Source organism: Streptomyces sp. NPDC046759 (genome assembly GCF_040645475.1).
Classification (GTDB): Bacteria; Actinomycetota; Actinomycetes; order Streptomycetales; family Streptomycetaceae; genus Streptomyces.
Window position 1 is genome coordinate 121,522 of record NZ_JBEYYJ010000006.1, and the last position, 22,635, is coordinate 144,156.

Genomic DNA, 22,635 nt, shown 5'->3' on the forward strand with positions numbered 1-22,635 from the left:
CCTTCGTGTTGCGGCCGCCCCCTCGACTCGCCGCGAAGGAGCTCTCCCTGACGTGGGATCAGGGGTGGGTCAGGGGCGTGCCCGGGTTGTCACGGATGGTGGTGGCGTGGCCACGGCGGCACGCTGGTGTCATGACGAAATCCCCTGCCGACAAGCCACGTTGTCACTCCGTCCGCCGCCTCGCCGGTGCCACGGGCGCAGCCCTCGCGGGCGCCGCCGTCCTCGCCGGTGCGGCGGCGGTGTGGGCACCGGGCGTCGCATACGCCGCGCCCCGTGCCACCGTTTCGTCAGGGACCGACTTCAGTGACTGCCCGGCACTGCCCGACGGCGTCGATCCGGTCCGATGGAGATGCGAAGTGCACTCGGCCTCCCCACAGGTGACCCTGGGCAAGGTCACGGTGAAACTCGCACCGATCACCATGACGCACGCCGAAGGGCCGATGCCCGACGGCAGCAATGGGCAGGTGTGGGGCGCGATGCACACCACCCCCACCGCCGTACCGGGCGGCCTGACCGGCACCCCGGCCGGCGATCGTGCGGCCGTCCTGGGGCTGGCGATCGAGCCGGAGTACGGGGGCCGGTTCGACGCCTACACCGGGCAGTTCAGCCTTCGCTTCCGCCTCCTCGGTCCCTTGCTGCCCCCCGGCTGCACCATCGGGGCGAGCGCCCCCGTCGACTTCCAGCTCAAGCGCTCCGGCCCTTCCAGGTGGGTGTCCCAGGACCCTCCGGTGATCGAGTTCTCGGCGTACGACGACACCTTCACCGCCCCGGCCGCCGAACACTGCGGGCCGCTGACCGGCCCCCTCGACCGACGTCTCGGCCTGCCGGCGGCCGAGGGGAACCTGCTGTCCTACGACGCCTCCTACACCTTCAAGACCTACGACCGGCTCCCCATGGCCGCTGCCGGCCGTCGCGGCGGGTCCTGACCCGTTGCCGAGGGGGAAGCGGGGCCCGACGGCTTCCGGACGGGCCCGGAGGTGCCGGCCATGGCCTGATCAGCCCCGTCGCCGGAGTGCGTTCAGCAGGGCCGCGCCCCGCTCGGCGTCGTCCACGCTCACCGCGAAGTCCGAACGGCGGCCGCGGGGGCGTATCACCAGGCAGTCCCCGGCGCGGAGCATGACGGTGGTGCCGAGGCCGCTGAGGCGGTAGCCCCAGCCGCCGACCTGGGACGGCAGGCGCTGTTCGGCACGGGCGTACTCGATCGCGGCCGGGGACCAGCGGCGGGCGGGCCAGCCGAGCGGGCCGAACGCCACCTCCAGGCCGCTCTCGGACACGGTCGTCCGGACGGAGGAGAAGACAGCGGCGGCGAGCGAGGTGACCGCGCCGCCCAGGAGCACGGGCCAGAGCACGGGGGAGGAGACGAGGCCGAGACAGAGGGCCACGAGAGCGGCGACGGCGAGCAGGCCGGTCAGCGCCGCCGTCAGCTGGAGCCAGCGGTTGGCCACGCGGGAGAACCAGATCACCCGCTCGTCGTCGGGGAGGTCCAGTTCCGGACCGTTCGCCGGGGGCGTGTGCGAGGCGGAGCGGACGGCCAGCCGCCAGGCCGCCACTGCGGCGAGCGCCGCCAGGGCCAGTGCCACCGCGATGCCCAGGGTCGGCTGGCGGGCGTCGTGCCAGTCCGTGCGGTCCAGGTTGGCGAGGACGACGGAGATCTGCGTGCCGATGAGGACCGCTCCGGTGGGAGCCAGCGTGATCGGCACCCAGGTGCGGTGTGACGTCCAGGAGCGGCGCCATTTCACGCTCACCGCCAGGGCGATCAGCAGCCAGACGCCGGCCGGGAACAGGGCGGCCTCCCACAGCGGCATCGAGCCGTCGGGGGCCCCGCCACCGCGCCAGTGGGTCGCGAGCCTGCCGGGCAGCCGGTCCTGTGCCGTCCAGGGCAGGGCCGCGAGCAGTGCGGCGACGGCCGCCGCGCATGCCGCGGGGGTCCAGGGCGCGGTGCGGCCGCGGTCGCCTTTCTCCTCGTTCTTCTCCTCGTTCCCGTCCGTCATGTCGTCGTCCCCCGGATCATCTCGATGAGGTCGGTGCGGCTGTAGCCGAGCCGGGTTGCCTCCGCGACCAGCTCGCGCACCCGGATCTGCAGTCCGGAGCGCCGGTCCGCCCCTTCGGCGACGGTGATCCCGCGGCCGCGGCGGAACTCCAGCAGGCCCTCGTCGCGCAGTTCGCGCAGCCCGCGCAGGACGGTGTTGACGTTGATGTCCAGGGCTGTGGACAGGTCACGGGCCGAGGGCAGCCGGTCGCCGGAGCGGCACTCGCCCTCGGCGACGGCCCGCCGGATCGCCGCCGCGACCTGTTCGTGCAGGGGGCGGGTGTCACTCTTGTCCAGACGCAGCAGCATGGTGTTAATGACACTAGCACCATCAGCTTCATCGTGTCCCGCGACGTCAGCGGAACCGGCCCTGCCGGAACACGAAACGGGCCCGCCGCTTTCCGCGACGGGCCCGTGAGCGCTCGAGGTGGTGTCAGCCGAGCTTGGCGAAGCCGTAGTTGAGGAGCTTCGTGGCGTCCGCCGCGCGCTGCGCGTACGTGGTGGAGGCCAGTACCGTGCCGATGACCGTCTTGCCGTTACGGGTGGCGGCGAAGACGAGGCAGGCACCTGCCTCGGGGCCGGAGCCGGTCTTCACACCGATGGCGCCGCTGTAGCTGGAGAGCAGCGTGTTGGTGTTGGTCCACGTCTGCATGGTGCGGGTGCTGCCCGTCCTGGTGATCGTCTTGGCGGTGTACGCCTTCGTCTTGACGATCGTGCGGAACGTGGAGTTCTGCATCGCGCTGCTGGCGATCTTCGTCAGGTCGCGCGGCGTCGAGTAGTTGTTGCCGTTGCCGATGCCGTCGAAGGAATCGAAGTGCGTGTTTGTCAGGTGCAGCGTCTTGGCGGCGGCGTTCATCTTGCTGATGAAGCTGCTGACGCGCGCGGCACGGGTGGAGCCGGAGCCGTAGGTGTCGGCGAGTGCGTAGGCGGCGTCGCAGCCGGACGGCAGCATCAGGCCGTACAGCAGCTGGCGGACGGTGACCTTGTCGCCGACGATCAGGTGGGCCTGGGAGGCGTTGTTCTTGACGACGTAGTCGCTGTACGCCTGCTGGATCGTGACCTTCTTGTCGAGGTTCAGGTTCGACTGCGCGAGCACGACCTTGGCGGTCATGATCTTGGTGGTGGAGCCGGTGGAGCGGCGGGTGTCCGCCGTCTTGGTGTACAGCGTCGTGCCGCTCGCGTTGTTCATCACATAGCCGCCCTTGGCCACGATCGAGGGCGTCGTGACGGCCTGAGCGGGCGCCGCGGTGAGGGCACCGGTCGCGAACAGCGCGCCGGAGGTGATGGCGACGGCGGCGGCTCTGCGGATGCGCGGGCTACGGGTGCCTTTAATGCCGGTAATCAAAGTGATATACCCCGATTGTCGTGAATGCCCCTGGAATGCGGCCGAATTGAGGTGGGAGAGAACAGGGCCGCACGTGTGCGACACGTAAGTAGCACAGAAGGTTGTGTGGGCGCTGCGAGTGATGTCGGTCACGTCCGGATGCTGGACGCCACTGCCGCATGCGTACGTGTTGTATCTATCCTGTCGGCATGAAGACGACGGCCGTACAGCAGCCCGCCCGCCGGCACGGCAAGCCGCCACCCGCCGCCGACCGCGTGTACGCGCACGTCAAACAGGGCGTCCTGGACCGTCGCTACGAGGGCGGCACCCTGCTCACGGAGGGCGAGCTGGCCGAGGCCGTGGGGGTGTCCCGCACGCCCGTACGGGAGGCGCTGCTCCGGCTGGAGGCCGAGGGCCTGATCCGGCTCTACCCGAAGAAGGGCGCCATGGTCCTGCCGGTCTCCGCCCAGGAGATCGCCGACGTGGTGGAGACCCGCCAGCTGGTCGAGGAGCACGCCGCCCGCAAGGCCGTCCCCGCCCCGCCCGCCCTGCTGAAGCGGCTGACCGAGCTGCTGGAGCTGCAGAAGCAGCAGGCCGCCGCCGGTGACCTGGCCGCGGCCGCGGTGACCGACCGCTCCTTCCACGCCGAGATCGTGCGCAGCGGCGGCAACGAGATCCTGTCCCGGCTCTACGACCAGCTGCGCGACCGGCAGCTCAGGATGGGCGTCGCCGTCATGCACTCGCACCCCGACCGGATCGCCAAGACGCTCGCCGAGCACGAGGAGATCCTGGAGGCGCTGCGCGCCGGCGACGGGGACGCGGCCGTCGGAGTCGTCCACCGGCATGTGAGCTGGTTCGAGCACCTCGCGCGGGGGGAGGTCCGATGACCGCTCCGGCGGGCGACGCCACTCTTCCGGGTGATCCGCCGGGCGGCCGGCGCGCGGTCACCGTGTGGTCGACAGGCGTCGCCGTCTACTTCGTCGCCGTCATCTTCCGTACGTCACTGGGCGTGGCGGGACTGGACGCGGCCGACCGCTTCCATGTGAACGCCTCGGCCCTGTCGACGTTCTCCATCCTCCAGCTGCTGGTCTACGCCGGCATGCAGATACCCGTCGGCCTGCTCGTCGACCGGCTCGGCACGAAGAAGGTGCTGAGTATCGGCGCCGTGCTGTTCACGGCCGGACAGCTCGGCTTCGCCTTCTCCCCGACGTACGGCGCCGCCCTCGCCTCCCGCGCCCTGCTGGGCTGCGGTGACGCGATGACCTTCATCAGCGTGCTGCGGCTCGGCACCCGCTGGTTCCCCGCGCGGCGCGGGCCGCTGGTCGCGCAGCTCGCGGGGCTGGTCGGCATGGCGGGCAACCTGGTCTCCACGCTGGTCATCGCACGGTTGCTGCACGGGATCGGCTGGACCCCGGCGTTCGCGGGAAGCGCCCTCGCGGGTGTCGTGGTCCTCGTGCTGACGCTCCTTTTCCTGAAGGACCACCCCGAGGGCCACGAGCCGGAGCCCTCACCGCACCGGGGCGCGGCCTACGTCCGCCGGCAGATCGCGGCGGCCTGGCGGGAGCCCGGTACGCGGCTCGGGCTGTGGGTGCACTTCACCACCCAGTTCCCGGCGATGGTGTTCCTGCTGTTGTGGGGGCTGCCGTTCCTCGTGCAGGCGCAGGGGCTCAGCCGGGCCACGGCCGGTGAACTGCTCACCCTCGTCGTGCTGTCCAACATGGTGATCGGGCTGGTCTACGGCCAGATCGTCGCCCGGCACCACGCGGCGCGGCTGCCGCTGGCGCTCGGCACGGTCGGGGCGACCGCCACGATGTGGGCGGCGACGCTGGCGTACCCGGGCGCGCATGCGCCGATGTGGCTGCTGGTCGTGCTGTGCGCGGTGCTGGGGGCGTGCGGGCCGGCCTCGATGATCGGGTTCGACTTCGCGCGGCCGGCCAACCCGCCGGAGCGACAGGGAACGGCGTCCGGCATCACCAACATGGGTGGGTTCATCGCCTCGATGACGACGTTGTTCGCGGTCGGGGTGCTGCTGGACGCGACCGGGGACGATTACACCGTGGCGTTCTCGGCGGTGTTCGTGCTGCAGGCTCTCGGGGTGTCCCAGATTCTGCGGCTTCGAGGGCGTGCGGCGCGGCGTGAGCGTGAGCGGCTGGTGGCGAGCCGGGTGGAGACGGTGCACGTGCCTGCGGCCTAGCAGAGTCCTTCCACCTCGCGCACCACCCGGTTCCAGTCGCCCGAAGGGCCGGACGACCCACTCGGGCGCTCGCCGCCGTCGGCTCCCCGCGACGGTTTCTGCGGCATGCGCCGCCAGGGCGTAGAGCGCGTCATGGTTGGGCTGCGGGCGTCGCCGAAGGCAGGAGGCATCGCGGTCTCGGCTGCAGGCGCCGCCCTGGGCTTGCCCAGCCTGCCCCTCGGCAGAGGGTCGACGCCGGTGGGTGAAGCCGAAAGGGCCCGCCCTGCCTGCCTGGGCCGCGAGCGTCGCCGTCGGGACGTGGCGCACCTGCCACCCGTCGGCCGTGCACGTCACCGTGGGACGCCGGGCCGCCCTGCCTGCCGGGGCCGCGGGCGTCGCCGGCGGGGCGATTTCGCCGTACCCGCCCCGCTTCCTTGGTGCGTGGCGCCGGTCGGGGAGTTGCGCAGGGACCCGACCCGCTTCGGCTACTGCGTCACCGTGAAGTTGCGCAGGATCGCTGCCGTCAGGTCCGGGTCGCCCTCGGTCTTCACCCTGTCCGCCACCGCCTCGGGGGCCACGCGGCCGCAGGCCAGGCGGACGTAGGTCTCCCAGTCGAGGGTGAGGGCGGCGGCGGGGCCGAGGGCCGGGGCGGATTCCAGGGAGCCGCGGCCCTGGATGTCCACGCGGATCGTGCGCAGGAACTCCACCGGGCCGTGCACGTCGAACACGATCGCCGAGCTGCGCGGCGCCTCCGCGTCCTTCGCGACGACCCTGGGCAGCGCCTCCAGCAGCACGTCCCGGGTGATGTGCGCGCCGGGCGAGTCCAGGTTGCCGGGCCGGCCGAGGGCCGCGCGCAGGTCCTGCTCATGCACCCACACGTCGAACGCGCGGGCACGGTAGGCCTGTTCCACCGTGATGTCCTTGCCCAGCGGGCCGCGCACCGTGGTGCCGGGGTCACGGGACTCGTTGCGCAGCTGGCGGTTGCGGCGGATGACCGTGTACTCCAGCTCGGCCGTCATCTCCGGCGCCGTGTGGTGGCGGCGGACGTCGACCTGCACCTCCATGTACCGCTGGTGCTCGGTGGTGACGTGGAACAGGTCACGGGGCAGCGAGTGGATCGGACGCGGGTCGCCGAGCATCTCGCAGTCCATGCCGATCACATGGGACACGATGTCCCGCACCGACCAGCCCGGGCACGGGGTCCGCCGGTTCCACTCGCCCTCCGCGAGCGACTGGACCATCTCGGATATCGCTTCGATGGAGTGCGTCCAGGCGTCGGCGTAGGGCTGGAGGGTGGGATGCAGACTCACGGAACGGGACCCCTCGGCGGTCGGTACACGGGCAGGTTGTGGCGGCGTGGCCAGCGGGCGGCGGCTGCACTTCGGCGGGCGTCTGGGAGGCTAAGTTACGCTGCCTGCAGGCACCCCGGCAGTGCTTTCGTGTGACGATCGTAGGCCTGTGTGGACGACTCGAATGCCAGGACGGTGGTAGTGTGCGCGCCTCGCTGATCCAGATCGCCGTGAACGAGGACGAATCGGTCGACTCTCGGCGCCAGCGGGTAGCCGCGCTGGTCCGGGAACAGACCGGTGCCGACCTCGTCGTCCTGCCCGAACTGTGGACCACCGGTGCCTTCGCCTACGAGGAGTTCGGCCGGGAGGCCGAGCCGCTCGAAGGGCCGACGTACGAGGCGATGGCCAAGGCCGCGAGCGACGCGGGTGTATGGCTGCACGCGGGGTCGATTCCGGAGCGGGACCCCGAGGGCCCTCTCTACAACACCTCTCTCGTCTTCTCCCCCTCCGGTGAGCTTGCCGCCGCCTACCGCAAGATCCATCGCTTCGGCTTCGACAAGGGCGAGGCCGTCCTGATGGGCGCCGGGCGGGACCTGGTGGCGGTACGGCTGCCCGGGACCACGCTCGGCGTGGCCACCTGCTACGACCTCCGTTTCCCCGAACTCTTCCGCGGACTCGTCGACGCCGGTGCCGAGACCCTGGTGGTCCCGGCGGGCTGGCCCGAGCGCCGGCGCGCGCACTGGACGCTGCTGGCCCGGGCGCGGGCGGTGGAGAACCAGGCGTTCGTGCTCGCGTGTGGAACGGCCGGGACCCATGCGGGAGTTCCCCAGGCGGGTCACTCGATCGTGGTGGATCCGTGGGGCGAGGTACTCGCCGAGGCGGGACCGGACGAAGAGGTCCTCACCGTCGACTTCGACCCCGCGAAGGTGGCGACCACACGCGAGCAGTTCCCGGCGCTGAAGGACCGCGTGCTGGGCCTGCAGCCGCCCCGGCACCGGGGTTAGCGCGGCGGGTCAGTCGTCCTCCCGCTCCTTCTGTGCCAGGTGGATCACGCAGACCGCCACCGCGATGAGCAGCGCCGGGTCGGCGTCCTCGCGCACGATGTCGACGCCGTAGGTGTCCCGGAGGGACAGCCAGCGGCGGGAGATGACGGCGAGGAGTTCGCCGTCGTACTCGATGGCGAACTCGTGGTCGAGGATCTTGCCGCTGACGTCCAGCTCGGTGCCGTCGACCAGGGCCACCCGGTAGTGGTTGCGCAGCAGGGACAGCCGTTTGCGCCTGATGGTGGCCAGGCCCTCGCCGTCCCGCTCGATCACCATGGTGTCGCGCAGTGCGAGCATCTTCTGGTGGATGTCGATCAGCACGCGCCCGTGGGCGTCCTTGAGCTGGAAGGTGTCCCGCAGCCGCATGGCCTTGCCGTCGACGAGGAAGACCTTCCGGCCGTGCTCGTCCTCGATCCAGTAGTCGTCGCCGATGCCGAGCAGCCGGTCGTGTACGAGGAGTCTCATGCCGGTACCGTTCCCCGCCGCGCGTTGATCGTCACGGCCCCACCGGTCCGAAGCGCCTCCGGTACGCCGACGGGCTGAGCCCCGTCTCCCGGCGCAGCCGCGCCCGCAGGTTCGCCGCCGTACCCAGGCCGCTGCGGGCCGCGACGACGTCCAGGCGCTCCTCACCCCGCTCGATCAGCCGGCAGGCCGGCGCCACCCGCTCCCCGCTGAGCCAGGCCAGCGGAGTCGTTCTCTCGTCTTCGCCGCCCACCGCGACGGCGGCCAGCGGCAGTTCGTGGAGCGTCCGGTGCCCGACGTGCCCGACGAGTCGCTCGGCCCGCTGCGCCGGGAGACGGCGTTGGCGAGTTCGCGCCTGGTCGCGGCGCCAGATGTGCATGCAGGCCCAGGTCGAGGGCGGCGGTGCTGCCGGCCGCGGTGAGGACGTCGCCCTCGACCACGAACAGCACGTCCGGTTCCAGCAGCACCCGGGCCCGTCCGCGGGTCTTTCCGGAAGCACCCCGCCCGGTCACGTCCACCAGCGGGACGGGGGCGTCCCGGTCCGCCCCACCGGGGGCGGGGCGGACCGGCTGCCGCTGGTCCTGGCCGGGGTGGACGGCCAGGACACCTGACGTGCGATCAGCGGCGGCGCGGGCGCGGCGCCAGCTTGAAGACGGCGATCCCGGCGGCCACCAGCGTGGTGGCCGCCACCATCATGGCCATGCTGTTCATCCACAGGCCGGTGGCGGCCAGCGTGGCACCTCCGGCGCCGGTGGTGCCGACGCCGATCACTCTTCCGTACATGCGCGGTTCTCCCGGTCGTTCGGTGGGGTTGGGGGGTGGGTCTCAGGTGGCCACCCACTTCTCCTCGGTGCGGCGCAGCAGCCCCCACAGCGAGGTGAAGTAGATGGCGTGCTGGAACAGGTCGTAGAGCATCTCCGGGATCATCAGCACGGCGACCAGGACCGCGACGGGCCCGGCGCGGCGTACGGAGACCGTCTTCTCCAGCACGAAGATCAGGCCGATCGAGGTCCAGAACGGCGACAGCCCGGGCCAGCCGTAGAAGGTGATCGAGGTGACCATGAAGGTCAGGTAGACGAGGAAGGACAGCGCGCCGAAGCCCATCAGGAACTGCTGGACGAAGTAGCGGGCGGTGACCTTGGTCCAGCCGTAGTCGCGCAGGTTCTCCAGGGCGCCGCGCTGCCAGCGCAGCCGCTGGTGCCACAGTTTGGGCAGGGTGGGCATCACCTCGGTGGTGACGGCGCAGCCGGCCGGGGACATGGTGCGGTAGCCGAGGGTCTTGACCGCCTTGGTCATCTCGTCGTCCTCGGTGAGCGAGGCGAGGCTGTAGTAGCCGGTGCCGCCGCCGATGAGCCCGGAGCGGCGGGCGGCCCGCACCTCGCGCAGCACGCGGGCCTGGAACATGGTCCCGGTACCGGTGAGCACCTGTGCCTTGCCGCCGGTCCGCTCCAGTTCCCAGGCGTAGCGGTGGAACTCCATGCGCTGGAGCAGGCCGAGGAGTCCGCCGCCGTCCTCGCCGTAGAAAACTCCGCCGACGGCGCCGACCCTGCGGTTGAAGGTGCCTTCGGCGGTCTCGGTGAAGCAGGGGTCGAGCACGGTGTCGGCGTCCTGCACCAGCAGCAGGTCCCGGTCGTCCATGTGGGGCAGGATCCAGGCGATGGCCTGGTTGAGGGCGCCGGCCTTCTTGTGGGTGTTGCCCTGGGTGTGGAAGACCTGCGCGCCGTGCGCCGCGGCGATGTCGGCGGTGCCGTCGGTGCAGTTGTCGGCGACGACGACGATCAGGTCCGGGCGTCGCGCCTGCTTCCACAGGCCCTCGATGGCCGCGGCGATGCGGTCCTCTTCGTCGTGGGCCGGGATGAGCACCGCGAGGCGCGGGCGGACGGCGGGTTCCTCGCGTGCCGCGTGAGCGCGGCGGGTGGCGTGCCGCCCGGCACGTCGCGACCGTGTTCCGCGTGCCGGGTCGGCCGCCGTCGGCGCGGCGAGGTCGAGCATGGCGGAAGCCCCCGTGACGGTGCGTCGGGGCCGTCCCTCTACCCCCCGGGCCCCTGAAGCCCAGAGTCTTCACGATATTCACACAATTCCACAACCCGGCTCAGATCACGGATTGAGCAAGGTGTCCGCTCCTGCCCGGCTAAGGGTGTCATGTACCTTTCAGGCTTCGTCCTCACACGCCGTAGCCGTCGACGTAGCCGTCGCCGTGGTGGTGATGGTGGTGCGGTTCTTCCTCCACCACCGGCGTCGACGGGACCACGACCCGCCGGCGCCGGGCGATCCCGCTGAACGTGGCGACGCCGATCAGGCCGACGGCCATCAGGATCACGCCGACGACCGTGAGGTTGACGCCGTGCATGTGCCAGTCGGTCGCGAACGTCAGGATGGCCCCCACGGCGATGAGGATGATGCATCCGCCGAGCCCCATGAGATCTCGCCTCCCCTTTCGGTTCCGGAATCTCCGGTACCGACCGGGTACCCGGCGAGCGCCCGACTAGCCGTCGAGCGGCCTTCGACCAGCTTCTGAACGGCTGACGGCCAGGTTCGGCTAGCCCTCCAGGAACGCCGTCAGGGCGTTCGCCAGCAGGAACGGGTCGTCGGCGCCGCACAGTTCGCGCACGCTGTGCATCGAGAGGATGGCCACACCGATGTCCACGGTCCGGATGCCGTGCCGGGCCGCGGTGATCGGGCCGATGGTGGTGCCGCACGGCATGGAGTTGTTGGAGACGAACGACTGGAAGGGCACGTTCGCCTTCTCGCAGGCCGCGGCGAACACCGCGCGGCCCGAACCGTCCGTGGCGTAGCGGTTGTTGACGTTGACCTTGAGGATCGGGCCGCCGTTGACCCGCGGGTGGTGCGTCGGATCGTGCCGCTCCGCGTAGTTGGGGTGGACGGCGTGGCCCGTGTCGGAGGACAGGCAGACCGTGCCGGCGAAGGCCCGGGCCCGGTCCTCGTAGGTCCCGCCGCGGGCGAAGACCGAGCGCTCCAGGACGGATCCGAGCAGCGGGCCGTCGGCGCCGGTGTCCGACTGGGAGCCGTTCTCCTCGTGGTCGAAGGCGGCCAGCACGGGGATACGGGTGAGCGGTGCGCCGGAGTTCGCGACGGCGGCCAGTGCGGCCGTCCCCGCGTGCACCGACAGCAGGTTGTCCATGCGCGGCCCGGCGACCAGTTCCCGGTCCCGGCCGAGGTAGGCCGGGGCCTCCACCGGGTGCGTCATCAGGTCCCAGCCGGTGACCGAGCCGGCCGCGAGTCCCGCCTCCTGCTCCAGGAAGGCGATCAGATCACCGTCCCTGACGTCGTCGCCGAGGCCCCAGATCGGCTGCAGATGACGCTGCTTGTCGAGCTTGAGCCCCTCGGTGCTGACCGAGCGGTCCAGGTGGATGGCGAGCTGGGGCACGCGCAGCAGCGGCCGGTCGACGTTGACCAGGACGGAGGAGCCGTCACGCAGGCTCAGCCGGCCGGCCAGGCCCAGGTCGCGGTCCAGCCAGGAGTTCATCAGCGGGCCGCCGTAGATCTCGACGGCGACCTGGCGCCAGCCGTGCGCCCCGCTGTCCGGGCGCGGCTTGATCCGCAGGTTCGGCGAGTCGGTGTGCGCGCCGACGATGTGGAACGGCGTGTGGGCCTCGGCGCCCTCGGGAACGTACCAGGCGACGATCGCGCCACCGCGCAGCACGTACTTGCCGCCGCTCGCGGAATCCCATGCGTCCGTCTCCGCGACCTGCCGGAAACCTGCCTTCTCCAGCCGCTCGGCGGCATTGGCCACCGCGTGGAAGGGGGACGGGCCGGCCGCCAGGAAGGACATCAGGTCGTCGGTGTGGCCGCGGTCGAAGCGGACTGGTGCGCTCATGGGATTCACCTTAACGACGTGCACGGGCCCGCTCCCTGTAGGGAAGCGAGCCCGTGTGAGCATTCGATGGATTTGAGTGGTGTTCTCCTGGAGGCCGTAGGTGAAACGCGGCCGGAACGCGCTCCTAGAAGGCGTCCTCGTCCAGCTCCATCAGGTCCAGCTCGACGTCCGCGGCGACCTTGCGGGCGAGGGTGACGCCCGGCAGGACGTTCGCCGCGAAGAACTTCGCCGCGGCGATCTTGCCGGTGTAGAAGGCCTTGTCCTTGGCGGAGGCCGTGGCGAGCTTCTCGGCGGCGATCGCGGCGCCCTTGAGGAGCAGGTAGCCGACGACGACGTCGCCGGAGGCCATGAGCAGGCGGGTGGTGTTCAGGCCCACCTTGTAGATGTTCTTGGTGTCCTGCTCGGTGGCGGCGAGGTCGGTCAGCATCAGGCCGACGATCGCCTCCAGCTCCACGGCCGCCTTGGCCAGGTGCTCGCGGGCGCCGGCCAGCTCCTCGCCGCCGGTGCCGAGCGCCAGGAACTTCTTGATGTCCTCGGCGAGGGAGTTCAGCGCGGCGCCCTGGTTGCGGACGATCTTCCGGAAGAAGAAGTCCTGGCCCTGGATCGCGGTGGTGCCCTCGTAGAGGGTGTCGATCTTGGAGTCCCGGATGTACTGCTCGATCGGGTACTCCTGCAGGAAGCCCGAGCCGCCGAAGGTCTGCAGCGACTGGGCGAGCTGCTCGTAGCCCTTCTCGGAGCCGTAGCCCTTGACGATCGGCAGCAGCAGGTCGTTCAGCGCGTGCTCGGCGGAGGCGTCCTCGCCGGCTGCTTCCTTGATCTGGATCGTGTCCTGGACCGAGGCGGTGTGGAGCACCAGGGCGCGCATGCCCTCCGCGTACGCCTTCTGCGTCATCAGCGAGCGGCGCACGTCCGGGTGGTGGGTGACGGTGACCTTGGGCGCGGTCTTGTCCAGGAAGTTCGCCAGGTCCGGGCCCTGGACGCGCTCCTTGGCGTACTCCAGCGCGTTCAGGTAGCCGGTGGACAGCGTGGAGATCGCCTTCGTGCCGACCATCATGCGGGCGAACTCGATGATGCGGAACATCTGGCGGATGCCCTCGTGCTTGTCGCCGATCAGCCAGCCCTTGGCGGGGTGCCGGTCGCCGAAGGTCATCTCGCACGTGTTGGAGGCCTTCAGGCCCATCTTGTGCTCGACGTTGGTGGCGTAGACGCCGTTGCGCTCGCCCAGCTCGCCGGTCTCGAAGTCGAAGTTGTACTTCGGGACGAGGAAGAGGGACAGGCCCTTGGTGCCGGGGCCGGCGCCCTCGGGACGCGCGAGCACGTAGTGGAGGATGTTCTCCGACATGTCGTGCTCACCGGAGGTGATGAAGCGCTTCACGCCCTCGATGTGCCAGGAGCCGTCCTCCTGCTGGACCGCCTTGGTGCGGCCGGCGCCCACGTCGGAGCCCGCGTCGGGCTCGGTGAGCACCATGGTGGAGCCCCACTGCTTCTCCACGGCGATCTTGGCGATGTGCTTCTGGACCTCGTTGCCCTCCTCGAAGAGGATGCCGGCGAACGCCGGGCCCGAGGAGTACATCCACACGGCCGGGTTGGCGCCCAGGATCAGCTCGGCGTAGGCCCAGATCAGGGAGCGGGGCGAAGTGGTGCCGCCGATCTCCTCGGGCAGGCCGAGCCGCCAGTACTCGGAGTCCATGAAGGCCTGGTAGCTCTTCTTGAAGGACGCCGGGACCGGCGCGGTGTTGGTCTCCGGGTCGAAGACCGGGGGGTTGCGGTCGGCGTCGGCGAAGGACTCGGCCAGCTCGTTCTCCGAGAGGCGGGTCATCTCCTCGAGGATGCTCTTCGCGGTGTCGACGTCCATCTCCTCGAACGGGCCGGTGCCGTACACCTTGTCGCGCCCCAGTACTTCGAAGAGGTTGAACTCGATGTCGCGGAGATTCGACTTGTAGTGCCCCATGGCGACGGCTCCGTAGAGAGATCGGCGAGGCACTGACTCCTCGCACTAGTTCACGTACCAACAAGTAGCTCCGCATGATGCTACCCGCCGGTAATAAGAAGCAACCCCTGTCCGTCCAAGTGTGAGAAGGGTCTATTCCTCCCGGCCCCGGAGCCCGCCCGTGAGCAGGGTGGCCCGCCGTTCCGGACGCTCGGCCAAAGGCGGGTGACCGCCCGGTATCTCCACCGGATCGAGCCCGGTCGCGGGATTGCGTATCGGTCGCTACAGAAATGTCCGCGGAAACCCTCCCGAGGCGTCACCGCGCCGCGCGCGCTCGGTACTCTTGCGCCATGTACGGCTACGACCAGAACGCTGGCGCTCAGCAGCAGTACGCCTCGTCGCAAGCGCAGATGCCGGGCGGCGTCGGCGGCTACGGCCAGCAGCCGCCGCTCTACCCGGAGCCGTCCCCGCCCTCCCTCGCGGACGCGGTGCGCGCCTTCACCACCGGGCAGATGTCCGCCGAGGACTTCCAGCAGATCTTCGCCACGTCCAAGGTGTACTGCCCGCGCGGCGACACCCCCGGATTCCTCGCCCTGCACAACACCCAGCAGCCGGTGATCCCGATGTTCACCTCGCTCAAGGAGCTGCGCCGGTACGCGGGCAAGGAGTCCAAGTACTTCGTGATCACCGGCGCAGAGGTGATCGACCTGCTGCCCACCGGCTACGGCTTCGTCCTCGACATGGAGGGTGAGCACCGGATGGTCTTCGACGCGAAGGCGGTCGAGCAGATGGTCGACTTCGCGATGCGGCGTATGTACGGCTAGACGCCGTCCGCCGCGGGGACGGAGGCCGAACGCTCCCTTCGGGCAGGTGCGTTGGCCTACTGTGCCCGCGTGACGTCGACCGCCGCCTCTCCCTCGGCGCACCGCCGGCTGTGGTGGTCGGGCGGTCGCGCGCACGGCGTGCGTGCTGGGGGCCGCCGGAGAGGTGGCGCCTTTTGCGGCCCGGTTCCGTGCCCCCGCGCCGATCGCCTGCGGCTGTCTGCCCGCGGCTGCCGGGCCGCGGCGGCCGGCCCGTGGCTGCTGTGCGCGGCCTGGGTGCTGCGCACGTGGTGGGGCGGAAGGCCGGCCGGAGTCGCCCTCCGTGGAGCGCGTCGAGGACCGTCTCGTCAGGCGCCGCGTGTACGCCGATGCCGATGCCGACGCCGATGCGCGTGGCGAGCGGCGCATGTGCGTGGACGTCGGCACGCACGGCACCGCGTGGGCGCCGATCCTGTACGACCCCGCGGATCCCGACGGAAACGGCCAGGTCCGGCCGGTGTGGCGGGGATGCCGGCGCTCGGCCCCGTCGTGCTGCCGCTGATCGGGGTTCCGGTGCTGATCGGCTGCGGGACGGCCGAGCTCGCCGTGTTCTTCGCCTTTGTGTGACGCAGGTCCCCTGGGGTCCGCGGGGAATTCCCTCAGGACTCGCTCTGTTGGGGGTGGCAGAAAGTTCAACGCTCAACTAAACTGAGTGTACAAGGAGGTACCGACCATGCCTGCAGTGACCGTCGAGAACCCGTTGACGCTGCCCCGTGTGACCGCGCCCGCCGACGCCGTGGCGCGTCCGGTGCTGGCCGTCACCACCGCCCCGAGCGGTTTCGAGGGCGAGGGCTTCCCCGTGCGCCGGGCGTTCGCGGGGATCAACTACCGCCACCTCGACCCGTTCATCATGATGGACCAGATGGGCGAGGTGGAGTACGCGCCGGGCGAGCCCAAGGGCACCCCGTGGCACCCGCACCGCGGCTTCGAGACCGTCACCTACATCATCGACGGCACCTTCGACCACCAGGACAGCCAGGGCGGTGGCGGCACCATCACCAACGGCGACACCCAGTGGATGACCGCGGGCTCAGGGCTGCTGCACATCGAGGCTCCGCCGGAGTCCCTGGTGATGTCCGGCGGTCTCTTCCACGGACTGCAGCTGTGGGTGAACCTCCCGGCCAAGGACAAGATGATGGCCCCGCGCTACCAGGACATCCGCGGCGGCAGCGTGCAGCTGCTGACGACGCCCGACGGCGGCGCCCTGCTGCGGGTCATCGCGGGCGAACTGGACGGCCACCAGGGGCCCGGCATCACCCACACCCCCATCACGATGATCCACGCGACCCTCGCCCCGGGCGCCGAGGTCACCCTCCCCTGGCGGGAGGACTTCAACGGCCTGGCCTACGTCCTCGCGGGCCGCGGCAGCGTGGGTACGGACCGCCGGCCGATCCACCTCGGGCAGACCGCCGTCTTCGGCGCCGGATCCTTGATGACCGTCCGCGCGGACGAGAAGCAGGACTCGCACACCCCGGACCTGGAGGTCGTCCTCCTCGGCGGACGGCCCATCCGGGAGCCCATGGCCCACTACGGCCCGTTCGTCATGAACACCAAGGACGAACTGATGCAGGCCTTCGAGGACTTCCAGAAGGGCCGCCTGGGCACCGTCCCGGCGGTGCACGGGATGACCGAGGGCGGCATGTAGGCCGCGCCGGCCGGTTGAGAAAAGCCCCGTCCGGGTGCCGGACGGGGCTTTTGCGTGCGCGGCGCAAGGAGGCGCGCCGACACGAACGGACCATTTCCGGAGGGCGCCGCGCCTGTCCGCCCCCTAGCGTCGCTAGTGCGTGGATCACGTGCCGCGCACGAGCGGTCGCTCCCGGTGGCCACGCTCCCCCACATCAGTTCAGGAGTCCTCCATGAGAAGTATCCGCAGCACCATGGCGTGCGCAGCGGCAGGCATCCTCCTCACCGCCGGCGGCATCGCGCTGGCCGCACCCGCCCAGGCCCAGGTGCGGACAGCCGCCGCACCGCAGAGCGCGGCCGCGGTCCCCGCAGCGACCGGTACCGGCACCGGGACCGGTGACACGGACACCCACTGCGGCCTCCTCGGCCTCGGCTGTGTCCTGCAGGGTCTCCTCGGCGGCGTCAAGGGCTGAGGCCGCTCGGACCGGCCCGACCGCCCCCACCGTGGGCGGTCGCCTCGCCAGGAGGCGGCCGCTGACGCGTTCGGTCCGCCGCTTGATCCCGGTACCTCGACGAGGGCCGGGGATCGCGCCGCCTCACGATGCCGGCGTCACCATCCGGGCCGAGGCGTCCTCCTGGGCGACGCGGCGCAGCGCGGCCATCGCGGCGTCGCCCAGCACCGTCCCCAGGACCACGGCCTCGATCTTGCCGTCCGCGGTCGGCACCCGTGCCACGGCGGCCAGCTCGGCGCCGGCGAGCCGGCCGGCCGCCGACGCGTACTCGTCGAGCAGCGTCAGCAGGTCCTCCCGGTCCAGGTCCCGGTACGTCACGACGATCTGGACCAGAGCGGCCCAGCCGGGGTTCTCCGGCCGGGCCCTCCAGCCGTGCCGGCGCACCAGCTCGGCCACGTCCGCCTCGGCCCGCTCACGGTCCTGCGGGGTGCCCCGCTCCGCGGCGGTCCTGCCGACGGCGGACCGGGTGGCGCCGAGCATGCCCTCGACGGTGCGGTCCGGGGCGTCGACCTGGGCCAGCACCTGCCCGACGCCGGACACCGACATCCCGCCGACCTCGAGCATCGCCCGGATCACCTTGAGCCTGCGGACATGGGCGTCGCCGTACCGGACCTGGTTGGGGCTGGTGCGCTCACCGGGGGGCAGCAGACCCTCGCGCGAGTAGTACTTGATCGTTGCAACCGGGACTCCCGAGTGCTGCGCCAGCTCTCCGATACGCATGGGGCGAGAATACGAGCCGCGCCGTCACCGGTGTCCGCACCGCACCGACCCGGCCGTCACGGCGCCACGGTGTGCCGGCCCCCAGACCGGCCGACGCCTCCCGCCCAAGGGCTGGACACCCGGACCGGCGGGCGCGCCGGCCGGCACCGACGGCGACTGCCGCTCCCCCTTCGCCGGCACCGCCGGCACGGCGACCGCTGCGGACGACCACGCCGGGGTCGCCGGCCGCCGTCACCCGGCCGGGTCGCCCACGCAGGACAGCCCGGCCGGGCCCGTGATCCGCTGGACGCGTGCAGCTGCTGCCCGACCCCGTCCGACGCGTTGCCGCCTGGTGCGCCGTGCTGCTGCTCGTCGCCGGGGTGGGCTGGGTCGGGGTGACGCTGTGCGGGGAGTTCCGTACCGCCGTCACACCGGTGCTGCTGGCGCTGCTCGGCACCGCGCTGCTCGGCCCGCTGCACCGGCGGCTGGTGCGGGCCGGGGTGCAGGCCTCGTTGGCGGCCGGCCTCACCTGTGTCGCCGTCGTGGCCGTGGTCGGCGGCGCCGTGTACATCGTCGTCGCCGCGCTCGTCGACACCGGCGACCAGATCGTCGCCTCGCTGCGGGACGCCGCCAAGAGCGTCTCGGTGCACTTCGGGGCCGCCGGCACCGGCCTGGACGACCTCGCCGCCAACTCGCGCAAGCTGCTGAGCAGGTTCGGAGGCACGGCCGCGTCCAACGTCATCAGCGGGGTCAGCGTCGCCGGTGAGGGCGTCGCGATGGCCGTCCTCGCGCTGCTGCTGGTCTTCTTCTTCCTGCGCGACTCGCACCGGGCCGTGGAGACCCTGCGCTCCGTCGCGCCCGGCGACACCGCCGACACCCTGGAAGCCGTCGCGCGGCGCGCGTTCGCGGCGGTCGAGGGGTTCATGCGCGGTACGACCCTGATCGCGCTCATCGACGCCGTCTGCATCACCGTCGGCCTGCTGATCCTCCAGGTGCCCGGCGCGGCCGGACTCGGCGCGCTGGTCTTCGTCGGCGCCTACATCCCCTACCTCGGCGCCTTCATCTCCGGCGCGGTGGCCGTGCTGGTCGCGCTCGCCGACCGCGGGTTCGTCATCGGGCTGTGGGCGCTCGGGGTCGTCCTCGCCGTACAGGTGCTGGAGGGGCATGTGCTGCAGCCCGTGATCCAGAGCCGGACCGTGCAGATGCACCCGGCCGTGGTCATGCTCGCCATCGCCGCCGGGGCGTCCGTCGCGGGCATCCTCGGGATGCTGCTCGCCGTCCCGCTGACCGCGGCTGCCTTCGGTGTCGCACAGGAACTGCGGACGCGTTACGCGGCGCCCTCCGACGTGCCGTCCTCCGGCGCGGCGCCCGGGTCGTCGGCCGACGCCTCCCCCGACGCGCCCTGCGACTCGTAGAGCTCGAACCAGATGCTCTTGCCCTCGCCCCTCGGGCTCACCCCCCAGGCGTCGGCGAGCAGCTCGATCAGCATCAGACCGCGGCCGGAGGAGGCTAGTTCGCCGGGCCGGCGCCGGTGCGGCAGGTCGTCGCCCGCGTCGGTGACCTCCGCCCGCACCCGGCGCGCCCCCGCCTCGCCGGTCACCTCGGCGAGCAGCAGTGCGTCGGCGTCGGTGTGGACGAGGACGTTGGTGACCATCTCGGAGACCAGCAGCACCGCCGAGTCGACCTGCTCGTCGTCGGCCCAGTCGTGCAGCAGCTCGCGCAGGTGCCGGCGGGCCTCGGTGATCCGGTCCGGCTCGTCCTGCGCCACCGACAGCAGGGTGCGCCGGATCATGGGCCGTGCCGTGCCCTCCAGCGGCCGGGACAGCAGCAGCAGTGCGATGTCGTCCTCACGCCGGTCGGCCAGCGGGCCGGTGGTGTGGTGGGAGGACGGCCCGTGCACGCCCTGCACCAGCGCGTCGGCCAGCGACTCCAGCTCGACGCCGTCGTCCCCGCCGTCCCCGCCGTGGTCCTCCAGGATCGAGCGCAGCCGGCGCCAGCCGCTCTCCATGTCGTGCCCACCGGTCTCGATGAGGCCGTCCGTGCAGAGCATGAGCGTCTCGCCGGGCTCCAGGGTGAACCGGGTCGTCGGATAGTCCGCGTCCGGGTCGACGCCCAGCGGCAGCCCGCCCGCCGTCGGCCGCATCAGGACCGTGCCGTCGGCCATCCGGATCGCCGGGTGCGGGTGCCCGGCACGGGCGATCCAGCATCATGGTCGAGAAGGGGCCCATGTCGCGGGGCTGGTGCCCGTGCTGGCCGGTGATCGTGAGCCGCTCGCCCTCCACCCCGAACACCACGAGCCCGTCCGGGGAGAATCCCGGCATCGACAGTCCGCCGGCCACGCGCAGGACCTCGGCCGTGGACCGCGCCTCCGCCAGCGCCCGGCCCGCGTCCAGCAGGAACGCTTCCCGCGAGCGCCGCCAGTCGCCGGTGACCGCGCTGCGGGCGGCCCGTGTGCCGGGGGTCGGCTCGGTGACCTCCTGGAGGATGCCGATCAGCTCGTAGGTCCGCCGCTCGGGATCGAAGGACGGCTTCGAACGAACGGCTGCGGACGACCCGCAGGACGTTCCCCTGCTCGTCCATGATCCGGATGCGCACCTCGGCGAGCGTGCCCTCGTCGACCGCCAGCGGCACGACCCCGGTGATCTCGTTCCAGTCCTCCGGGTGCAACCGGGCCCGGGTCTGCGCCTGGGTGAGGGTGGCCGGCTCCGCGGGCAGCCCGAGCAGCCGCGCCGCCTCCGCGTCCACGGTGACCAGACCTGCGGCCGTGTCCCAGCGCCACACCCCGGTCGCGAGGGCGGCGAGGACGTCCCCGACGGACGGGAGGGGCTCGCATGTGCGCATTGCCCTACTTTATGGAGCTGTGAATGGTAGGTGCCACTGTAAGTAGGTCTGATGAGATCTCACCTCAGTTGGAGGTATCGCCGAAGATTCGGTGCCGCTGCCGGGTGGGCGGCGGTAATGAGGGGGAGCCGATCTTGGGGTGCCCGGTACCCTTGATGGGTCCGGGCCCCGTGCCCGTTCTGGCCGGGGAGAGCATCCCCGCAGACCTCACACACGAAGGACGATGAACGACGATGCATCGGTACAGGTCCCACACCTGCGGCCAGCTCCGCGCCTCTGACGTCGGCACCGACGTCCGGCTGAGTGGCTGGCTGCACAATCGGCGCGACCTGGGCGGCATCCTCTTCATCGATCTGCGCGATCACTACGGCATCACGCAGCTGGTCGCCCGCCCCGGCACGCCCGCGTACGAGGCCCTGGACAAGATCTCCAAGGAGTCCACCGTCCGCGTCGACGGCCGCGTTGTTTCACGTGGAACCGAGAACATCAACCCCGACCTGCCCACCGGTGAGGTCGAGGTCGAGGTGGCCGAGGTCGAGCTGCTGGGCGCCGCCGCCCCGCTGCCGTTCACGATCAACGCCGAGGACGGGGTCAACGAGGAGCGGCGCCTGGAGTACCGCTTCCTGGACCTGCGCCGCGAGCGCATGCACCGCAACATCTTGCTGCGTACGGCGGTCATCTCGGCGATCCGGCACAAGATGACGGCGCTGGGCTTCAACGAGATGGCGACCCCGATCCTGTCCGCCACCTCCCCCGAGGGCGCCCGTGACTTCGTGGTGCCGTCGCGCCTGCACCCGGGCAAGTTCTACGCCCTCCCGCAGGCCCCGCAGCAGTTCAAGCAGCTGCTGATGATCTCGGGCTTCGACCGCTACTTCCAGATCGCGCCCTGCTTCCGCGACGAGGACGCCCGCGCCGACCGCTCGCCGGGCGAGTTCTACCAGCTCGACGTCGAGATGAGCTTCGTCGAGCAGGAGGACGTCTTCCAGCCGGTCGAGAAGCTCATGACCGAGCTGTTCGAGGAGTTCGGCAACGGCCGCCATGTCACGTCCCCCTTCCCGCGGATCCCGTTCCGTGAGGCGATGCTGAAGTACGGCTCCGACAAGCCGGACCTGCGCGCCCAGCTGGAGCTGGTGGACATCACCGACGTCTTCGAGGGCTCGGAGTTCAAGGCGTTCGCCGGCAAGCACGTGCGTGCGCTGCCGGTGCCGGCGGTCCAGGACCAGCCGCGCAAGTTCTTCGACCAGCTCGGCGAGTTCGCGATCTCCCTCGGCGCGAAGGGCCTGGCCTGGGTCCGCGTCGGTGAGGACGGCGCGCTGTCCGGCCCGATCGCGAAGTTCCTCACCGAGGAGAACGTCGCGGAGCTGACCAAGCGCCTCTCCCTGGCCCCCGGCCACGCGATCTTCTTCGGCGCGGGCGAGTTCGACGAGGTCTCCAAGATCATGGGTGCGGTGCGGGTCGAGGCCGCCAAGCGCGCCGGCCACTTCGAGGAGAACGTCTTCCGCTTCTGCTGGATCGTCGACTTCCCGATGTACGAGAAGGACGAGGAGACCGGCGCGATCGACTTCTCGCACAACCCCTTCTCGATGCCACAGGGCGGCCTCGAGGCCCTTCAGACCCAGGACCCGCTGGACATCCTGGGCTGGCAGTACGACATCGTCTGCAACGGCGTCGAGCTGTCCTCCGGCGCCATCCGGAACCACGAGCCGGACATCATGCTCAAGGCCTTCGAGATCGCCGGCTACGACCGGGAGACCGTCGAGGAGAAGTTCGCCGGCATGCTGCGCGCCTTCCGCTTCGGCGCCCCGCCGCACGGCGGCATCGCCCCCGGCGTGGACCGCATCGTCATGCTCCTCGCGGACGAGCCCAACATCCGCGAGACGATCGCCTTCCCGCTCAACGGCAACGCCCAGGACCTGATGATGGGCGCCCCGACCGAGCTGGAGGAGTCCCGCCTGCGCGAGCTGCACCTGAACATCAGGAAGCCGCAGCCGAAGTAGCCGGGCCCGGCCCGC

20 protein-coding genes and 4 pseudogenes are annotated in these 22,635 nt (G+C 71.2%); 10 read left to right on the top strand and 14 right to left on the bottom strand.

Annotated elements, in window-relative coordinates; all coding sequences use genetic code 11:
- Positions 1-131 precede the first annotated feature (131 nt).
- Positions 132-926 carry a hypothetical protein gene (locus tag ABZ919_RS10585; protein WP_361245235.1) on the top strand — a complete coding sequence of 265 codons (795 nt, stop codon included), beginning with the start codon at positions 132-134 and terminating at the stop codon, positions 924-926.
- A gap of 69 nt (positions 927-995) precedes the next feature.
- On the opposite strand, the gene ABZ919_RS10590 is transcribed toward ABZ919_RS10585, so the two are convergent.
- The 3 genes from ABZ919_RS10590 to ABZ919_RS10600 all read right to left on the bottom strand — a co-directional run bounded on the left by ABZ919_RS10590 (position 996) and on the right by ABZ919_RS10600 (position 3,374).
- Entirely contained in the window at positions 996-1,991 is a 996-nt protein-coding gene (locus ABZ919_RS10590; protein ID WP_361245238.1) for a DUF1648 domain-containing protein, read from the bottom strand.
- Complete coding sequence (locus ABZ919_RS10595; protein ID WP_361245241.1) at positions 1,988-2,338, bottom strand: GntR family transcriptional regulator; 351 nt, start codon at positions 2,336-2,338, stop codon at positions 1,988-1,990. The genes ABZ919_RS10590 and ABZ919_RS10595 overlap by 4 nt, the downstream gene beginning before the upstream one ends.
- A gap of 124 nt (positions 2,339-2,462) precedes the next feature.
- Positions 2,463-3,374 (bottom strand): D-alanyl-D-alanine carboxypeptidase, encoded by a 912-nt coding sequence (locus tag ABZ919_RS10600; protein WP_361245244.1) that lies wholly within the window; start codon positions 3,372-3,374, stop codon positions 2,463-2,465.
- A gap of 188 nt (positions 3,375-3,562) precedes the next feature.
- Between ABZ919_RS10600 and ABZ919_RS10605 the strand changes: the two genes are divergently transcribed.
- On the top strand, positions 3,563-4,240 hold the full coding sequence (locus ABZ919_RS10605) for a GntR family transcriptional regulator (RefSeq protein ID WP_361245247.1): 678 nt from the start codon (positions 3,563-3,565) through the stop codon (positions 4,238-4,240).
- On the top strand, positions 4,237-5,547 hold the full coding sequence (locus ABZ919_RS10610) for an MFS transporter (RefSeq protein ID WP_361245250.1): 1,311 nt from the start codon (positions 4,237-4,239) through the stop codon (positions 5,545-5,547). The genes ABZ919_RS10605 and ABZ919_RS10610 overlap by 4 nt, the downstream gene beginning before the upstream one ends.
- A gap of 464 nt (positions 5,548-6,011) precedes the next feature.
- Here ABZ919_RS10610 and ABZ919_RS10615 read toward each other — a convergent pair whose 3' ends face one another.
- Positions 6,012-6,836: a maleylpyruvate isomerase family mycothiol-dependent enzyme gene (locus ABZ919_RS10615; RefSeq protein WP_361245253.1), complete on the bottom strand. Its 825-nt coding sequence runs from the start codon at positions 6,834-6,836 to the stop codon at positions 6,012-6,014.
- A gap of 182 nt (positions 6,837-7,018) precedes the next feature.
- Here ABZ919_RS10615 and ABZ919_RS10620 point away from each other — a divergent pair, with 182 nt between their 5' ends.
- The gene (locus tag ABZ919_RS10620) at positions 7,019-7,819 is read left to right on the top strand and encodes a carbon-nitrogen family hydrolase (RefSeq protein WP_361245255.1); all 801 of its coding nucleotides are present in this window, start codon (positions 7,019-7,021) and stop codon (positions 7,817-7,819) included.
- Positions 7,820-7,828: 9 nt separating this feature from the next.
- Here the strand turns inward: ABZ919_RS10620 and ABZ919_RS10625 are convergent, their stop codons facing one another.
- Complete coding sequence (locus tag ABZ919_RS10625) at positions 7,829-8,323, bottom strand: LURP-one-related family protein (RefSeq protein WP_361245258.1); 495 nt, start codon at positions 8,321-8,323, stop codon at positions 7,829-7,831.
- A 31-nt stretch (positions 8,324-8,354) separates the two neighbouring features.
- Positions 8,355-8,552: pseudogene (locus tag ABZ919_RS10630) on the bottom strand (helix-turn-helix domain-containing protein); the annotation flags it as partial.
- Between ABZ919_RS10630 and ABZ919_RS10635 the strand changes: the two are divergent.
- Positions 8,547-8,645, top strand: a pseudogene (locus tag ABZ919_RS10635) (AraC family transcriptional regulator); the annotation flags it as partial. The pseudogenes ABZ919_RS10630 and ABZ919_RS10635 sit on opposite strands and share 6 nt — an antisense overlap.
- Here ABZ919_RS10635 and ABZ919_RS10640 read toward each other — a convergent pair.
- The 6 genes and pseudogenes from ABZ919_RS10640 to ABZ919_RS10665 all read right to left on the bottom strand — a co-directional run.
- Positions 8,645-8,790 (bottom strand): annotated as a pseudogene (locus ABZ919_RS10640) (AraC family transcriptional regulator); the annotation flags it as partial. The pseudogenes ABZ919_RS10635 and ABZ919_RS10640 sit on opposite strands and share 1 nt — an antisense overlap.
- Before the next feature lie 148 nt (positions 8,791-8,938).
- Positions 8,939-9,103 carry a hypothetical protein gene (locus ABZ919_RS10645; protein ID WP_361245261.1) on the bottom strand — a complete coding sequence of 55 codons (165 nt, stop codon included), beginning with the start codon at positions 9,101-9,103 and terminating at the stop codon, positions 8,939-8,941.
- A gap of 42 nt (positions 9,104-9,145) precedes the next feature.
- Positions 9,146-10,312: a glycosyltransferase family 2 protein gene (locus ABZ919_RS10650; RefSeq protein WP_361245264.1), complete on the bottom strand. Its 1,167-nt coding sequence runs from the start codon at positions 10,310-10,312 to the stop codon at positions 9,146-9,148.
- A 172-nt stretch (positions 10,313-10,484) separates the two neighbouring features.
- Positions 10,485-10,739, bottom strand: a complete 255-nt coding sequence (locus ABZ919_RS10655; protein ID WP_361245266.1) for a DUF6458 family protein — start codon at positions 10,737-10,739, stop codon at positions 10,485-10,487.
- Positions 10,740-10,859: 120 nt separating this feature from the next.
- Positions 10,860-12,158: a M18 family aminopeptidase gene (locus tag ABZ919_RS10660; RefSeq protein ID WP_361245269.1), complete on the bottom strand. Its 1,299-nt coding sequence runs from the start codon at positions 12,156-12,158 to the stop codon at positions 10,860-10,862.
- Between the two features lie 124 nt (positions 12,159-12,282).
- A complete protein-coding gene (locus ABZ919_RS10665; RefSeq protein ID WP_361245272.1) occupies positions 12,283-14,109 on the bottom strand; it encodes an acyl-CoA dehydrogenase in 1,827 nt (608 codons plus the stop codon).
- A 329-nt stretch (positions 14,110-14,438) separates the two neighbouring features.
- On the opposite strand from ABZ919_RS10665, the gene ABZ919_RS10670 reads away from it, so the two are divergent.
- The 3 genes from ABZ919_RS10670 to ABZ919_RS10680 all read left to right on the top strand — a co-directional run bounded on the left by ABZ919_RS10670 (position 14,439) and on the right by ABZ919_RS10680 (position 17,044).
- Entirely contained in the window at positions 14,439-14,912 is a 474-nt protein-coding gene (locus ABZ919_RS10670; protein ID WP_361245275.1) for an SseB family protein, read from the top strand.
- Between the two features lie 709 nt (positions 14,913-15,621).
- Entirely contained in the window at positions 15,622-16,593 is a 972-nt protein-coding gene (locus tag ABZ919_RS10675) for a pirin family protein (protein WP_361245278.1), read from the top strand.
- Between the two features lie 211 nt (positions 16,594-16,804).
- Positions 16,805-17,044: a hypothetical protein gene (locus ABZ919_RS10680; RefSeq protein WP_361245280.1), complete on the top strand. Its 240-nt coding sequence runs from the start codon at positions 16,805-16,807 to the stop codon at positions 17,042-17,044.
- 123 nt (positions 17,045-17,167) lie between these two features.
- Here ABZ919_RS10680 and ABZ919_RS10685 read toward each other — a convergent pair whose 3' ends face one another.
- Positions 17,168-17,803, bottom strand: a complete 636-nt coding sequence (locus ABZ919_RS10685) for a MerR family transcriptional regulator (RefSeq protein ID WP_361245283.1) — start codon at positions 17,801-17,803, stop codon at positions 17,168-17,170.
- A 290-nt stretch (positions 17,804-18,093) separates the two neighbouring features.
- Between ABZ919_RS10685 and ABZ919_RS10690 the strand changes: the two genes are divergently transcribed.
- Positions 18,094-19,197, top strand: coding sequence for an AI-2E family transporter (locus ABZ919_RS10690; RefSeq protein WP_361245286.1), 1,104 nt, complete (start codon positions 18,094-18,096; stop codon positions 19,195-19,197).
- On the opposite strand, the pseudogene ABZ919_RS10695 reads toward ABZ919_RS10690, so the two are convergent.
- Positions 19,110-20,623 (bottom strand): annotated as a pseudogene (locus tag ABZ919_RS10695) (SpoIIE family protein phosphatase). The gene ABZ919_RS10690 and the pseudogene ABZ919_RS10695 sit on opposite strands and share 88 nt — an antisense overlap.
- Before the next feature lie 233 nt (positions 20,624-20,856).
- Here ABZ919_RS10695 and aspS point away from each other — a divergent pair.
- A complete protein-coding gene (gene aspS, locus ABZ919_RS10700) occupies positions 20,857-22,620 on the top strand; it encodes an aspartate--tRNA ligase (protein WP_361245289.1) in 1,764 nt (587 codons plus the stop codon).
- Positions 22,621-22,635: the final 15 nt, after the last annotated feature.